Annotated in this window: 10 protein-coding genes and 1 tRNA gene; 5 read left to right on the plus strand and 6 right to left on the minus strand. The window is 71.4% G+C overall.

Translation table 11 applies throughout. The features are described from left to right. Positions 1 to 110: 110 nt before the first annotated feature. The 6 genes from Pma05_RS12235 to argS form a co-directional block, all read right to left on the minus strand. Positions 111 to 1,334 (minus strand): MFS transporter, encoded by a 1,224-nt coding sequence (locus Pma05_RS12235; RefSeq protein WP_203857464.1) that lies wholly within the window; start codon positions 1,332 to 1,334, stop codon positions 111 to 113. A 158-nt stretch (positions 1,335 to 1,492) separates the two neighbouring features. Next, positions 1,493 to 4,774: an efflux RND transporter permease subunit gene (locus tag Pma05_RS12240; protein WP_203857465.1), complete on the minus strand. Its 3,282-nt coding sequence runs from the start codon at positions 4,772 to 4,774 to the stop codon at positions 1,493 to 1,495. A 393-nt stretch (positions 4,775 to 5,167) separates the two neighbouring features. Further along, entirely contained in the window at positions 5,168 to 6,217 is a 1,050-nt protein-coding gene (gene thrC / locus Pma05_RS12245) for a threonine synthase (protein WP_203857568.1), read from the minus strand. 141 nt (positions 6,218 to 6,358) lie between these two features. Continuing rightward, positions 6,359 to 7,708, minus strand: a complete 1,350-nt coding sequence (locus Pma05_RS12250) for a homoserine dehydrogenase (protein WP_203857466.1) — start codon at positions 7,706 to 7,708, stop codon at positions 6,359 to 6,361. Then, entirely contained in the window at positions 7,705 to 9,090 is a 1,386-nt protein-coding gene (gene lysA, locus Pma05_RS12255) for a diaminopimelate decarboxylase (RefSeq protein ID WP_203857467.1), read from the minus strand. The genes Pma05_RS12250 and lysA overlap by 4 nt, the downstream gene beginning before the upstream one ends. 97 nt (positions 9,091 to 9,187) lie before the next feature. Further along, positions 9,188 to 10,849: an arginine--tRNA ligase gene (gene argS, locus Pma05_RS12260; RefSeq protein WP_203857468.1), complete on the minus strand. Its 1,662-nt coding sequence runs from the start codon at positions 10,847 to 10,849 to the stop codon at positions 9,188 to 9,190. A 95-nt stretch (positions 10,850 to 10,944) separates the two neighbouring features. Between argS and Pma05_RS12265 the strand changes: the two genes are divergently transcribed. The 5 genes from Pma05_RS12265 (at position 10,945) to Pma05_RS12285 (ending at position 14,964) form a co-directional block, all read left to right on the plus strand. Beyond that, positions 10,945 to 11,898, plus strand: coding sequence for a thioredoxin-like domain-containing protein (locus Pma05_RS12265; RefSeq protein WP_203857469.1), 954 nt, complete (start codon positions 10,945 to 10,947; stop codon positions 11,896 to 11,898). Continuing rightward, positions 11,895 to 12,578, plus strand: a complete 684-nt coding sequence (locus Pma05_RS12270; protein ID WP_203857470.1) for a DUF305 domain-containing protein — start codon at positions 11,895 to 11,897, stop codon at positions 12,576 to 12,578. Before Pma05_RS12265 ends, Pma05_RS12270 begins: the two co-directional genes overlap by 4 nt. A 197-nt stretch (positions 12,579 to 12,775) precedes the next feature. Beyond that, positions 12,776 to 13,456 (plus strand): winged helix-turn-helix domain-containing protein, encoded by a 681-nt coding sequence (locus tag Pma05_RS12275; RefSeq protein WP_203857471.1) that lies wholly within the window; start codon positions 12,776 to 12,778, stop codon positions 13,454 to 13,456. A gap of 94 nt (positions 13,457 to 13,550) precedes the next feature. Then, positions 13,551 to 13,622 (plus strand) — tRNA-Arg (locus Pma05_RS12280). A 334-nt stretch (positions 13,623 to 13,956) separates the two neighbouring features. Beyond that, a complete protein-coding gene (locus Pma05_RS12285) occupies positions 13,957 to 14,964 on the plus strand; it encodes an RNA polymerase subunit sigma-70 (protein ID WP_203857569.1) in 1,008 nt (335 codons plus the stop codon). The last annotated feature ends 455 nt before the right edge of the window (positions 14,965 to 15,419 follow it).

Consider the following 15,419-nt stretch of genomic DNA (forward strand, 5'->3'; position numbering starts at 1 on the left):
CACCACCCCTCCCCACGTCGACCCCGCACCGGACAAGGTCGCGCTACTTCCGGGAAAGAGTCCGCTCGGGCGGCAGTACGGGCCCTACTTCCGGGAAGGAGTCCCCTCCCTCAGGGGGTGGCGGGGTCGGGGGTGGGGAGGCGGCGGGTCGCGGTCCACCAGGTGAGGGCGTATATGAGGGTGGTCAGGCCGGCGCCGGCCAGGACTGCTCGTTGGTCGACGTGGTCCACCACGCCGGCCACCACGAGTTGGCTGAGCGCTATCGCCACGGTCGCCAGCATCATGTCGGTGGCGAAGACCCGGCCGCGTAACCGGTCCGGCACCTCGCCCTGCAACGCGTAGTTGGACATCACCCAGTTGCTGCCGCCGGCGAGGTGCGCGACGAAGACCAGGACCAGCACCAGCGGGAACCACCGGGTCACCGACACACCGAGATAGCCGAGCCCGTAGAGCGACATCGACAGGGCGAGGCCGGTGAAGAGCCAGGAGTGGTGCTTCAGTACCCGACGCATCAGCAGCGGGCCGACCAGCGCGCCGGCACCGCGTACCGCGAAGAGCAGGCCGGTGCCGATCGGGCCGACCCCGTAGAGGGTGGCCAGCAGGGGAAAGACGGTCAGCACGCCGTTGCCGAGGCCGACCGCGCTCTTCACGGTGACCAGTGCCAGCACCCGGGGACGGTGCCCGATATACCGCATCGCCTCGCCGAGCGCCGTCCACGGGTGCGGAGCCGGCAGGCCGGGCTCGCGCGGCTGCTGCAACGGCCGGCGGATCAGCCAGGTCAGGCCCGCGGCCACCGCCAGGCCGGCCAGGGCCACCCAGAAACAGGCGTACGGCCCGACGGCCGCGGTCAGCACGCCACCGAGGGACGCCCCGACGATGCTCATCGTGCCCCACGCCGAACCGGCGATCGCGTTCGCTCCGGCGAGATCCTCCGGCTCCACCACGTTCGGCAGCGCGGCCGACGCGGCGGGCGAGTAGAACGCCTTGGCCACCGCCACCGCGCCGACCGCCACCAGTGCCAGCCAGGCGGTGCCGGGGCCGCGTACCCCGAGCAGCAGCACGATCGCGGCCAGCGCGGTGAGGTTCGAGACGATCAGGATCCGCTTGCGGTCCAGCCGGTCCGCGACCGTGCCGGCGTACGGCAGCAGCAGGGCGAGGATGCTGTTGTCGACGGCGAGCACCAGGGCTCCCCACACGCCGCTGCCGGTCAACTCCGGAAGGAGTACCAGCAGCGGCACCATCACGAACCAGTCGGCCCCGAAGACCACGAGTTCGGCGGCGAAGAGGCGGCGGAAGTCCCGGTTTCGGGTAAGGACTGAAACGGCAGACGACACGTACCGGGACCCTACCCGGCCGTGATCCGCGCCGGCACGGGGACGAGGACCGGTTCCGGGTGGCGGTATCCAGGGCCACCCGCGACCGGTCCTCGTCGTGTGCTCTCGTTCTCTCCAGCCGGATCGTGTGCTCGTCAGCCGGTCAGTTCTCCGGTCGGTCAGCTCTCCGTCGGGGGTAGCGGCGACTTCCGGCTCTTCGGCAGCCGGAGTACCTCGAACTGGTCCGTACCGTCGATCAGCGCACCGGACGGCGCGGGGTGCGCCGGCACCGGGCCCGGCGAACCGCCAGCCGGGCCGGCGGCGCGGGCGCCGGCACCGACCGGCACCGGCGCACCGGCCGGTACGCCGAACTCGGCCGCCTCGTCGGCGCCGCCCGACCCCGTCCCGGAGCGGCGCCGGCGGATCCGGTCCTTGGTGTTCTCCACCATCGTGTAGAGGGTCGGCACCAGCACCAGGGTGAGCAGCGTCGAGCTGATCAGGCCGCCGATCACCACGATGGCCAGCGGCTGCGAGATGAACCCGCCCTCACCGGTCAGCCCGAGCGCCATCGGCAGCAGGGCGAAGATGGTCGCGATCGCGGTCATCAGGATCGGCCGCAGCCGGCGCCGGCCGCCCTCGACCACCGCCTCGACCACGCCCATCCCCTGGGCCCGGTACTGGTTGATCAGGTCCATCAGCACGATCGCGTTGGTCACCACGATGCCGACCAGCATCAACACACCGATCAGCGCCGGTACGCCCAGCGGGGTGCCGGTGGCCAGCAGCAGGCCGATCGCACCGGTCGCCGCGAACGGGATGGAGACCAGCAGGATCAGCGGCTGGATCAGGCTGCCGAAGGTGGCGACCATGATCACGAAGACGATCGCGATCGCGGCCAGTACCGCCAACCCCAGGTCGGCGAAGGCGGACTGCTGCTCGGCGCTGACGCCACCGATCTCGAACGTCGCGCCCGGCACCTCGATCCCGTCCAGCTTCTCCCGCAGTACCGTGGTGGTGGCACCCAGGTTGGAGCCGGTGGACGTACCGCTGATCGTCACGCTGCGCTCGCCGTCGATCCGGGTCACCGCGAGCGGGCCCTGTACCTCGGTCACGTCGGCGATGTCGTCCAGCTTCACCCCACCCGGGCCGGGCGGCCCCACCGGCAGGGCCCGGAGCGCCTCGATCCCGGCCGGCGGCTGCCCGGTACGCAGCACCACGTCCTGCTGCCGGCCGTCCAGCGACACCTGGCCGAGCGGGCTGCCCCGGAACTGCTGCGCCACGAGCTGCCCGACGGCCGCCTCGGAGAGCCCGAGCCGGGCGGCGGCGGCCCGGTCCACCTTGACGTCGATCCGGGGGGCGCTGTCGGCCAGGCTGCTGCGTACGTCGGTGACGTCCGCCGTCTCCGCCATCGCCTTGCTGACCTGCTCGCTCGCCCGGGCCAGTACGTCCTGGTCGGCGGCGCGGACGATCACCTGGATCTCGTTCGTCGCACCACCGCCCGGTCCACCGCCCCCGCCGAAGCTGACTTCACCGGCTCCGGTCAGCTTGTCGAACTCCGCCCGGAGCGCGTCCTCGACCTTTCCGGCGTCGGCCTCCTCGCCCAGCGCCACCGAGAAGCTCGCCTCGTTGGCGCTGCCACCGCCGCCGAACGGGTTGCCACCGCCCCCGCCCACCGTCACCTGGTACGACTCCACCCCGTCGGCGCCGGAGAGCACCCGCTCGACCTGCTTCGCAGCGGCGTCGGTGGCCGCCAGGCTGCTGCCGACCGGCAACTCCTGGCTGATGCTCAGGGTGTCCTGCCCGGAGTCGTCCAGGAAGTTCGTCTCCAGCCGGGTGGCCAGGCCGAAGGTGCCGAGCAGCACCACCAGGCCGAGTGCGACGGTGAGCCAGCGCCGCCGGGTCGCGAACCGGATCACCGGCAGGTACCCGCGTTGCAGCGGGCTGCGCAGTTCCTTCTCCTCGGCTGCCCGCCGGACCGCCTCCTCGCTCGCGCCGCCGTTCGCCGGCCGGAGGAACCAGTACGCCAGTACCGGGATGATGGTCAGCGACACCAGCAGCGAGGCGAGCAGGGCCACCGTGACGGTGATCGCGAACGGCGCGAAGAGCTGGCCGACGAAGCCGCCGACCAGCACGATCGGGGTGAAGACGGCGACCGTGGTGAGAGTGGACGCGACGACCGCGCCGGCCACCTCGCGTACCCCGCCGAGGATGGCGGTGCGCTTGTGCTCGCCGTACCCGAGATGTCGTTTGATGTTCTCCAGGACCACGATGGAGTCGTCGACCACCCGGCCGACCGCGATGGTCAGGGCGCCGAGGGTGAGCAGGTTGAGCGAGTAGTCGCCGATCCAGAGCGCGATCAGTGCCACCAGCACCGACAGCGGGATGGAGACCGCGGTGACCAGGGTGGACCGGACCGAGAGCAGGAAGACCAGGATCACGAGTACGGCCATGACCAGGCCCAGCAGGCCCTCGGTGGTCAGGCTCTCGATCGACTTCTCCACGAACGGCGCCTGGTCGAAGACCACGGTGAGGGTGGCGCCGGAGGCGGTGGAGAGGTCGGCGAGCCGATCCCGGATGTCGTGCGAGATCCGCACCGCGTTGCCGTCCGGAGTGGCGGTGACCATGATGCCGAGGCTGTCCGCGCCGTCGGTCCGGGTGAACGAGGTCGGCGCGGCGAGCTGCTGCTGCACGGTGGCCACGTCGCCGAGCCGGACCGGCTGGCCGGACCGCCCGGACAGGAAGATGCCGGCCACTTCCTCGACCGAGCCGATCCGGCCGCCGACCTGGACCGTCCGGGTCTGGTCGGCCTCGGTCAGCGCCCCGGCCGGGATGGTGACCCCGTTGGCCCGCAGCGCCTCGCCGATCGCGGTCGGCGAGACGCCGGAGGCGGCCAGCTTGGCCGGGTTGGGGGTGATCACCAACTGCTCGTCGCGGGCACCGGTCACCTCGACGGTACGGACCCCGTCGATCGCCTCCAGCTCCGGTACGACGGTCTCGGCGAGCTTGCCGGCCAGGGCCCGCTCGTCACCGTTGCCGGCCGCCGCGAGTACCACCGCCGGTAGGTCGTCGGTGCTGCCGGCGATCACCTGCGGCTCGACGTTCTCCGGCAACGAGAGCCGGTTCAACGCGGTCTGCATCTTGTTGACCGCGTCGTCCACGTCGGTGCCGAACTCGTACTCGACCTGGAGGGTGGCGCTGCCCTCCTGTGAGGTCGAGGTGACCTTTGTCAGCCCGGCGATCCCCTGGATGCTGTTCTCGATCGGCTCGGCGACCTGCTCCTCCACGACCTCCGGCCCGGCGCCCGGGTACGGCGCGATGATGAAGGCCGCCGGAAACTCCAGCGAGGGCAGCAGCTGCTGCTTCAGCGACGGTACGGCGTACACGCCGAACGCCGTGACCACGATCGCGATGAGCGCGACAAGTCCTCGGTTGGCGAGACTGAGTCTGGCGAGGAACGACATCAGCGGCTCACTCCTGTTATCGAGTTGGCGCGAGAAGGCGATCGCGCGAGTTCCGACTCGGCGCGGCTGGGGAAAGTCTGCCTGACCCGGAACACCGCCCCGGCGTCGGGGCGCTGGGCGCAGAGTGCGGGTTGACCGGCCCCGGCGACAACTCCGACTCAGCCGCCTCTCAGCAGCTCCACCGTGCCCGGGGCGGCAGCTCCACCGTGCCCGGTGCGTGCCGGACGGGACTTGTCCGGTGCCCGACGGGCGGGACTTGTCCGGTGCCGGCCGGACGGACGGGCGGGACTTGTCCGATGCCGGACCGGCGGGGCTTGTCCGATGTTCGACGGGCGGGGCTTGTCCGGTGCCGGCCGGCAGTGCGGCAGGGCGGCAGTGCGGCCCGGACCGGGCTCAGGCCAGGTCGAGGGCGCGGGCGGCGGTCGGCACGTCGTTGCGGATGGTGATCGGCGAGGGTGCGGTGGAGATCGCCCACTCCGGGTCCTTGAGGCCGTGCCCGGTGACGGTGCAGACCACGGTGGAGCCGCTCGGCACCCGCCCCTCGGCGGCCTGTTGCAGCAGCCCGGCGACGCTGGCCGCGCTGGCCAGCTCGACGAAGACACCCACCTCACGGGCGAGCAGCCGGTATGCCGAGAGGATCTCCCGATCGGTCACCGCCGAGATCAGCCCGCCGGAGGCGTCCCGGGCGTCCACCGCCTTCGTCCAGCTCGCCGGGTTGCCGATCCGGATCGCGGTGGCGATGGTGGACGGTTCGCGGACCGCCTCGCCGGTGACGATCGGGGCGGCGCCGGCGGCCTGGAAGCCGTACATCCTCGGGCGGCGGGTGGCGTTGCCGGCCTCGGTCTCCTCCGAGTAGCCCATCCAGTACGCGGTGATGTTGCCGGCGTTGCCGACCGGCAGGCAGTGGATGTCGGGGGCGTCGCCGAGCGCCGAGACGATCTCGAACGCGGCGGTCTTCTGGCCGTGCAGCCGGTCGATGTTGACCGAGTTGACCAGGGCCACCGGGTAGTCCATGGCCAGCTTGGCGGCGAGCGCCAGGCAGTCGTCGAAGTTGCCGTTGAGCTGGAGCAGCTTGGCGCCGTGCACCAGCGCCTGGGCCATCTTGCCCAGCGCGATCTTGCCCTGCGGCACCAGCACGGCGCAGGTCAGCCCGGCCCGGGCCGCGTACGCCGCCGCCGAGGCGCTGGTGTTGCCGGTGGAGGCGCAGATGATCGCCTTGTTGCCGGCCTCGACCGCCCGGGAGACCGCCAGCGTCATCCCCCGGTCCTTGAACGAGCCGGTCGGGTTGGCGCCCTCGACCTTGAGATAGACGTCACAGCCGAGCCGTGCGGAGAGCACCGGAGCGGGCAGCAGCGGGGTGTTCCCCTCGTTGAGGGTGATCACCGGGGTGGCCTCGCTGACCGGCAGCCGATCCCGGTACGCCTCGATCAAGCCCCGCCACATCTCGCTCTCCTCGCGTCGCGGTCCCGCCGGCCCGTCGGCGGCGGACACCTCCTCCACGGTGACCCAGGGTCGCCGATCCGCTGCTCGCGCACCACCCGCTAACCATCTGGCGGGACGGGGGTCGATCAGGCAGTACGCCGACTAGCGGTCGCCGCCCTCGACCCGGAGCACGCTGGCGATCGACCGGACGATGTCGAGTCGGCGCAGTTCGTCGACGGTGGCGGCGAGCGCGGCGTCCGGTGCGGTGTGGGTGACGATCACCAGGATCGCGTCGCCGCCCCGGCCCACCGGTCCGGTCGCCCCGTCCGCCGGACCCGTCGGCGCGGGGGCCTGTCGGACCGTGGCGATCGACACGTCGTGCCGGGCGAAGACTCCGGCGACCGCCGCGAGTACGCCCGGCCGGTCGGCCACGTCGAGGCTGATGTGGTAGCGGGTGACCGCCTCACCCATCGGCCGGATCGGCAGCGCCGCGTACGCCGACTCGCTGGGTGCGCGTACCCCGGCCAGGTGGTTGCGGGCCGCCGCGACGATGTCGCCGAGTACGGCGCTCGCGGTCGGCGCGCCCCCGGCGCCGCGCCCGTAGAACATCAGCTCCCCGGCGGCGTCGGCCTCGACGAAGACCGCGTTGAAGGCGTCGCCGACGCTGGCCAGCGGGTGGCCGACCGGGATCATCGCCGGGTGCACCCGAACGCTGACCGACTCGGCGCCGCTGGAGTCCGGCCCCCGGGAGGCGATGCAGAGCAGCTTGATGGTGCAGCCCATCGCCTTGGCGCTGGCCACGTCGGCGGCGGTGACCTCGGTGATCCCCTCCCGGTGCACGTGCGCGGCGGTGACCCGGGTGTGGAAGGCCAGCGAGGCCAGGATGGCCGCCTTCGCGGCGGCGTCGAAGCCCTCCACGTCGGCGGTCGGGTCGGCCTCCGCGTAGCCCAGCTCGGTCGCCTCGTCCAGCGCCTCGGTGAAGCCGGCGCCGGTGGCGTCCATCGCGGAGAGGATGAAGTTGGTGGTGCCGTTGACGATGCCGGTGACCCGGGTGATCGAGTCGCCGTGCAGCGACTCGCGCAGCGAGCGGAGCAGCGGGATGGCCCCGGCCACCGCCGCCTCGTAGTAGAGGTCGGCCCCGCCCTCGGCCGCCGCGTCGTGCAGCGCCCCGCCGTCCTCGGCCAGCAGCGCCTTGTTGGCGGTGACCACGCTCTTGCCGGCCCGCAACGCCTCGACCAGCCAGCTCCGGGCCGGCTCGATCCCGCCGACGACCTCGATCACCAGGTCGACGTCGTCCCGTTTGACCAGGCCGAGCGCGTCGGTGGTGAACAGCGCCGGGTCGACCGGCAGCTCACCCCGGTCCCGGCCGAGCCGGCGTACGGCGATGCCGGCGATCTCCAACGGCGCACCGACTCGTGCGGTCAGGTCGGCGGCCTGCTCGTGCAGCAGGCGTACCACCTCCGCGCCGACGGTGCCGCAACCGAGCAGAGCCAGACGGACTGGTGTCGTCATGCCACATCCAATGCGAGCAGATCGTCTTCGGTCTCCCGCCGGACGATCACCCGCGCGCGCCCGTCCCGGACCGCCACGACGGGCGGCCGGGGAACATGGTTGTAGTTGCTGGCCATGCTCCGGCAGTAGGCGCCCGTTCCGGGCACGGCGAGAAGATCTCCGGGCTGCACGTCGGCGGGCAGGAATTCATCCTTCACCACCACATCCCCAGCCTCGCAATGCTTTCCCACCACCCGGGCCAGGATCGGCTCGGCGGTCGACCGCCGGGAGGCGACGGTCGCCGAGTACGACGCCCCGTAGAGCGCGGTACGGATGTTGTCGCTCATCCCGCCGTCCACGCTGACGTACGTCCGGATCCCGTCCACGTCCTTGACCGTGCCGACCTCGTAGAGGGTGAAGACGGCCGGACCGATGATCGCCCGACCGGGCTCGATCGAGAGCCGGGGTACGGCCAGCCGCAGCCCCTCGCACTCCCCGTCCACGATCTTGTTGAGCCGCTTCGCCAGGTCGTGCGGCGGCGACGGATCGTCCTGGGTGGTGTACGCGATGCCGAAGCCACCGCCGAGGTCCAACTCCGGCAGCTCCACCCCACGGGCGTCCCGGATCTGCGCCTGGAGGCCGAGGATCCGCCGGGCGGCCACCTCGAAGCCGCTGGTGTCGAAGATCTGCGAACCGATGTGCGAGTGCAGCCCGCGCAGTTCGAGTACGTCCTCGTCGAGAATCCGGAACGCGGCGGCGGCCGCCGCCCCGCCGGCCAGCGAGAAGCCGAACTTCTGGTCCTCGTGCGCGGTGGCGATGAACTCGTGGGTGTGCGCCTCGACGCCGACGGTGACCCGGACCAGCACCTCGGGGCGGACGCCCCGGTCCCGGGCCAGCGCGGTCAGCCGGTCGATCTCGTGGAACGAGTCGACGACGATCCGGCCCACCCCGGCGTCGACGGCCCGGGCCAGCTCGGCCGGGGACTTGTTGTTGCCGTGGAAGCCGATCCGCTCGGCCGGCATGCCGGCGGCCAGCGCCACCGCCAGCTCCCCGCCGGAGCAGACGTCCAGGTGCAGGCCCTCCTCGGCGATGATCCGCACCACGGCGCGGCAGATGAACGCCTTGCCGGCGTAGTAGATGTCCTGGTCCGGGAAGGCGGCCCGGAAGTCCCGGCAGCGGGACCGCAGGTCGTCCTCGTCGAGCACGTAGGCCGGGCTGCCGAACTCCGCCGCCAGTTCGCGGACGCCGACGCCGGCTACCACCAGGGCGCCGTCGGCGTCCCGCGCCACGTTGCGCGGCCACAGTTGCGGCACCAGCGTGTTGACGTCCTCCGGGGTACGCAGCCAGGCCGGCCCCCGGACCCCGAGGTCGCCGTGCAGTGCCCCCGCTTCGTGAGCGCGCATCGTGTCGTCGTCCCTTCGCTACCCGCGTGCCACCGACCGGCCCACTACTCCGGGAGCCGGGAACGGCTCACATCTGCCCGGCTCACATCTGCTCCGGTCACATCTGCTCCGGGGCGGAGACGCCGAGCAGCGCCAGGCCGTTGGCCAGGACGATCCGGGTCGCCTCGACCAGCCAGAGCCGGGCCTGGGTGAGCTGCTCCGACACCGGCTGGCGGCCGAGCGGCAGCACCTGGCAGGCGTCGTTGAACCGGTGGTACGAGCCGGCCAACTCCTCAAGGTAGCGGGCGATCCGGTGCGGTTCGCGCAGTTCGGCCGCGGTGGCCACCACCCCGGGGAACTCGCCCAGCGACTTGAGGAGGTCGTTCTCCTTCTCGTGGCTGAGTAGCCCCGGGTCGAAGGCGTCGCCCCGGCTGATCCCGAGGTCGACGGCGCGGCGCAGCAGCGAGGCGATCCGGGCGTGCGCGTACCGGACGTAGTGCACCGGGTTGTCGTTCGAGTTCTTGGTGATCTCGTCGATGTCCAGGGTCAGCGGCGAATCGGTCGAGGAGCGGGCCAGCGAGTAGCGGGCCGCGTCCACGCCGACCGCGTCGACGATCTCGTCCAGCGTGATGATGTTGCCGGCCCGCTTGGAGAGCCGGACCGGCTGGCCGTCCCGGACCAGGTTGACGAGCTGGCCGATCAGAATCTCGATGTTGAAGTCGGGGTCGTCCCCGGCGCAGGCGGCGATCGCCCGGAGCCGGTTGACGTAGCCGTGGTGGTCGGCGCCGAGCAGGTAGACGCACTTGTCGAAGCCGCGCTCCCGCTTGTCGATGTAGTACGCCGAGTCGGCGGCGAAGTAGGTCAGCTCGCCGTTGCTCCGGATCAGCACCCGGTCCTTGTCGTCACCGAAGTCGGTGGTACGCAGCCAGATGGCGCCGTCGGCGTCGTAGACGTGACCCTGCTCGCGCAGCCGGCCCAGGGCGTGCTCGATGGCGCCGCTGCTGTGCAGGGTGCGCTCGGAGAACCAGACGTCGAAGTGCACGCCGAACCGCTCCAGGCTGGCCCGCATCTCGTCCAGCATGAGCTGGTAGCCCCGGTCCCGGAAGACCGGCACCGCCGCCTCGGCCGGCAGGTCGCGCAGATCGGGGCGCTCGGCGACGATCCGCTCGGCGATCTCGCTGACGTACTCGCCGGCGTACCCCTCCTCGGGGGTCGGCTCGCCCTTCGCCGCCGCGTACAGCGACTGGCCGAACCGGTCGATCTGGGCGCCCGCGTCGTTGACGTAGTGCTCGCTGGTCACCTCGGCACCGGCGGCGGCGAGGATCCGGCGCAGCGAGTCGCCGACCGCCGCCCAGCGGGTGTGCCCGAGGTGGATCGGGCCGGTCGGGTTGGCCGAGACGAACTCCAGGTCGACCCGCTGCCCGGTGAGCCGCTCACTCCGCCCGTACGCCTGACCGGCCTGGACCACCTCGCGGGCGAGCTGGCCGGCGGCGGCCGGGTCGAGCCGGAGGTTGAGGAAGCCGGGCCCGGCGATGTCGACCGACTTGATCCCCGGGGTCCGGGCCAGTTCCTCGGCGAGGGCGGCGGCCAGTTCCCGGGGCGGCAGCCCGACCCGCTTGCTCAACTGCAACGCGATCGTGGAGGCGTAGTCGCCGTGCTCGGGGTTCCGGGGTCGCTCCAGCGGCACGGACTCGGGCAGTACCGAGTGATCCAGACCACGCCGGTCGAAGACGGCGTGGGCGGCGGCGAGAACGGCCTCGGCGAGGTTGGCGGGAGTCACCGAACCATGCTAGCGGGGGTAGACTCGGTCACTCGGTGGCGACCCTGCGCGTGTGCGGCCCGCCATCCCCTGACCGACCGACCTGACGAGGGACCATGAGCATCAGCACCTCGGGCGGCGAACAACGCCGTCCGTCCGTGGTCAGCACCGGCAAGAAGGCGCCGGCCGGCGGTAAGCCCGCCGAGGGTGAGAAGGGGGCCGGGGCCAAGCCCGCGGGGACGGCCGCCAAGTCCGGCTCCACCGCCAAGTCCGCGTCCACCGGCAAGTCCGGCTCCACCGGTAAGTCCGGTTCCGGCGCCCGGGTGCCGGCCGGCCGTGGCGGCGGGAGCGGGGGCGCGGGCGCGGGTGGGAAGAAGCCCCAGCAGCGCCGTCCGGTCACCCCGGTCAAGGTCAGCCAGGGCCGCTCGTGGGGCTCCATCGGCCTCTTCGTCGCGGTCGGCGTCGTCGCCGTCGCCATCATCGGGTACGGCGCGTACGCGGTGGTCCAGAACGGCAAGAAGTGGGAGGACAAGGCCGCCGCGATCGACGGGATCGTGAACTTCCGGGAGAGCGACCCCTCGGTGGTGGAGCCGTTCCCCGGCAAGAACTCGCACGAGCCCGGCCCGCAGACCTACAAGGTCAACCCGCCGGTCGGCAGCTCGCACAACAACGCCTGGCAGAACTGCATGGGCGACGTCTACGACGCACCGATCGCCAACGAGCACGCGGTACACAGCCTGGAGCACGGCGCGGTCTGGGTCACCTACAAGTCCGACCTGCCGGCCGACCAGGTGGAGCAGTTGGCCGGCAAGGTCCGGGGCAACGAGTACATGCTGATGAGCCCGGTGCAGAACCTCGACCGGGCGATCTCGATCCAGGCCTGGGGCTACCAGCTCAAGCTCGACAGCGCCACCGACGGCCGGATCGACGACTTCGTCGAGGCACTGCGGCAGAACGCCAGCATGGAGCCGGGCGCCCCCTGCTCCGGCGGCATCACCGCCACCGGTACGACGCCGCGGGACAACGTCCCGGGTGACCAGCAGCAGCCTGTGCCTCCGGCGGGCGGATGATCAGCGTGGCCACCGAACCGGGGACGGTGGCGACCGCCGCCGTGCCAGCGGACGACGAGGTCGCCGGCCGTGGCTCGGGTAGATGGGCCGCCGGCACCGCCCCGCTGGCCCTCGCCATCCTGCTGGGTCTGCTACTCGGGTTCGCCGGCGGGCTGCTCGCCCCCGGCCTGCTCCGGCCCGGGGACGGCTCGCCCGAGGCCGGGTTCGCCCGGGACATGTCGTCGCACCACGCCCAGGCGGTCGAGATGTCGATCCTCGCCCACGAGAAGACCACCGACCCCGACGTGCGTACCCTGGCCGCGGACATCGCGCTCACCCAGCAGGCCCAGATCGGCATCATGCAGACCTGGCTCAAGCAGTGGGACCTGAGCCCGACCGGCCGGCAGCCCCGGATGGCCTGGATGCCGGACGGCGCGGGCACGATCAAGAACGGGCTGATGCCCGGCATGGCCACCGACGCCCAGCGGGCCGAGTTGCGCGCCGCCACCGGCCGCGACTTCGACGCGCTCTTCCTGCAACTGATGCTCGACCATCACCTCGGCGGCATCCACATGGCGGAGGGCGTCCTGGAGCTCTCCGACGACGAGCAGGTGACCGAGCTGGCCAAGTCCATGGTCGCCGGGCAGAAGAAGGAGATCCAGCTGATCCAGACCCTCCAGGGCAGGATCGGCACCCGCTGACCCGGACTCACCCGTAACGCCTGGTCCGGCGGCCGTCCCACGGGACGGCCGCCGGTTCCGTTTCGGAGTGGGTTTCGGAGCGGGGTACGCGATGCCAGATGTTTCCCTTACAGTCCGACTTCGGCTACTTGCCCGCTTTGACAAGCTTTCTCCACACATAACGTGACCAGTCGGGATCTGCGGTCGTTGTCCAAGACATGACGGTTGCTCTCCGGGACGGACGTCGGTCGGTCACCAGCTGGTGCCGTCGGCACACGATCGGCGGGGACGGCGCGGTCGCGGCCGTCCGGCGGGGACAGCGGTCCGGCGAGGCGGGGACGCTCAGCCGCGACCAGGAACTGGAACTGATCGAGACGCTGCGCGGAAGCTACCCCGACCAGTTGGGGCTGGACGACGAACTCTGGACCCGGCAGAGCGTCGCCAGCCTCGTACACCACCGGTACGGTCTGCCGGTCGACACCAGCGAGGTCGGCGGCTACCTCCGGGCCTGGGGCCTCGGCCCCCGCCAGCCCACCGACCGGGCCTGCGGGCTCTGCGTCGACGCGGTGGCCCTCTGGGTGGAACGGGAGTATCCGGCGATCGTGCGCTCCGCCCAGGAGCACCGGGCCGAGTTGTGCTGGATCGGCCGGACCCGGCTGCACGGAGTGGTACCCGCCGCCGACGTCCTCTCCGCCGTCTCCGTACGCGGCCGGGTGCGGTTCCTCATCACCACCCCGAACGTCGACCCGCCCCTCCCCCGGGACTTCCTGCTTCGGCTCAGCGGGGCGGAGGGGGAGGCCGTACACGTCGTGGTCGACGGCTCCTGGACCCGGGCCGAATGGCCCCGCCGGCTGCCACCCCGAATCGTGCTCCACCCACTCCCGAGCTGCGGCCGGTAGCGACCGTCTTCCCTGGTACGTCCGGCGGCACCGACCCGACGGATACCGATTCGTGCCCCGGCGGCCGTGCCTGCTACTCTTCCTGGGTCGCTGAGCCCCCGTAGCTCAGGGGATAGAGCACCGCCCTCCGGAGGCGGGAGCGCAGGTTCGAATCCTGCCGGGGGCACCTTTGACGACCAGCACAGAAACGCCCCTGACCAGGCGGAATCCGGTCAGGGGCGTTCTTCGTGTGTCCGGCTGCGTCCGGCCGTCATCGACCGTTGGCGGGTGTCTGTGCCGAATACGTGCCGAAGTTCGGGCCGGTCAGTCGTGTGGGTCCTGGACGAGGTGTTCATCGGGTACCACGGCGGCCTGTGTCTGACCTGGAGCACCTACCCTGGGTCGACCCGACCCATCCGCCCTGACGAACGGCCCGGTGTCAGCGGCTTCACCGATCAGAATTCTTCCGCCACGTCGTCGGTTCTGTTAGCCCCCTCGCACCGGTGGAAGGATTGGTGACCATGACCGACGCTAGACCGCTGGGCGCTGACGAGGCCACGTTCATCGCGGTGGTTCGCTCAGGCGATACGGCGCGGTTTGCGCTCATCACGGAGCGCCACCGGCGTGAGCTTCAGGTGCACTGCTACCGGATGCTTGCGAACTACGAGGACGCCCAGGACATGACGCAGGAGACGTTCCTGCGAGCGTGGAACAAACGGGAGTCGTTCAAGGGCCACGCGGCCCTGCGGACCTGGCTGTACCGGATCGCGACGAACGTCTGCCTCGACTTCCTGGCGAAGCGCAATGACCGCACACCCGTACCGTCCGGGCTGTCGGACTCCGGCTCCGAGGTGCTGTACCTGCAGCCGTACCCCGACCGGATGCTCCCCGAGGACCCGCAGGAATCGGTGGTGGCGCGGGAGACGATCGAGCTGGCGTTCATCGTCGCCGTCCAGCACCTGCCGCCGCGGCAGCGGGCGGTGTTCATCCTGCGCGACGTCGTCGGCTGGCCGGCGTCGAAGGCCGCCGACGCCCTCGAGCTGACCATCGCATCGGTGACCAGCGCACTGCAGCGGGCGCGCGTGACGATGCGCGAGCAGCTGCCCGACCGCCGCCTCGACTGGCGCAGCCCCGCCGCCCACGAGCTGTCGAACGACGAGCGCGGCGTGGTGAAGTCGTACATCGACGCCCATGAGCGCAACGACCTCGACCGGCTGATGTCCCTGCTCCGCGACGACCTGCGCTTCGTGATGCTGCCCGAGGCGGGCACCTCGGTCATCACGGCCAAGGACGCGGTGGACGGCTGGGTCTCCGGTGGACTCTTCCAGCCCGGCTACGACGACTGGCGCTGTATCGCCACGACGGTCAACCGCATGCCCGCCGCCGCGCTGTACCTCCGCACCCCTGACGACCCGGAGTACCGGTTGTTCAACATCGCGGTCCTGCACATCGTCGACGGGAAGATCGCCGAGCTCACCGGATTCGACGCCACCGACAAACCATGGCTGGACCTGCCCCCGACACTGTGATCAGACAAGTCCCCGTCGTCGACGAGTCCAGCGCCACGGGCCACCGTCACCGAAGTCACCGCGGAATGAGCACCCCGACCAGCTGAACACCAACGTGACAACGCGAACACCACCGCCCCGCCGGCGTTGCCGGCGGGGCATCTTGATGCCCGAAGAACGTCAGGAAGGATTTCGACCCGGCCTCACGAACCGAGCAACTGGCCCGTGCTCATCGCCTCGTCTCGTATCGGGTAACCACGGCCCCGCACCCCCGGGTGCCGACGGGCCGGGGTGCGGGGCGACGCAATCCTCGACCCCGAGTGGGCGAGGGCGGGGTCGGCTGGGAAGCCGCTCGGGATGTGCTCGACCGTGCGGGGTGGTACTCCCGCACGGTCGAGCGCCGTACCGGTGAAAGACTCAGCCCGTCGGGTGCGGCTCAGGGGAATCTCGGGGTCGAGTGCGTTCCGCCCGGCGGG

Origin of the sequence: Plantactinospora mayteni (assembly GCF_016862935.1) — a bacterium.
Classification (GTDB): domain Bacteria; phylum Actinomycetota; class Actinomycetes; order Mycobacteriales; family Micromonosporaceae; genus Plantactinospora; species Plantactinospora mayteni.

Bases quoted from the DNA above. Each gene is read 5' to 3' on its own strand.
- Pma05_RS12275 (WP_203857471.1), top strand. From the start codon at position 12,776: ATGACGGTTGCTCTCCGGGACGGACGTCGGTCGGTCACCAGCTGGTGC.
- Pma05_RS12240 (WP_203857465.1), bottom strand. From the start codon at position 4,774: ATGTCGTTCCTCGCCAGACTCAGTCTCGCCAACCGAGGACTTGTCGCG.
- Pma05_RS12270 (WP_203857470.1), top strand. From the start codon at position 11,895: ATGATCAGCGTGGCCACCGAACCGGGGACGGTGGCGACCGCCGCCGTG.
- Pma05_RS12285 (WP_203857569.1), top strand. From the start codon at position 13,957: ATGACCGACGCTAGACCGCTGGGCGCTGACGAGGCCACGTTCATCGCG.
- lysA (WP_203857467.1), bottom strand. From the start codon at position 9,090: ATGCGCGCTCACGAAGCGGGGGCACTGCACGGCGACCTCGGGGTCCGG.
- thrC (WP_203857568.1), bottom strand. From the start codon at position 6,217: ATGTGGCGGGGCTTGATCGAGGCGTACCGGGATCGGCTGCCGGTCAGC.
- Pma05_RS12250 (WP_203857466.1), bottom strand. From the start codon at position 7,708: ATGACGACACCAGTCCGTCTGGCTCTGCTCGGTTGCGGCACCGTCGGC.
- Pma05_RS12265 (WP_203857469.1), top strand. From the start codon at position 10,945: ATGAGCATCAGCACCTCGGGCGGCGAACAACGCCGTCCGTCCGTGGTC.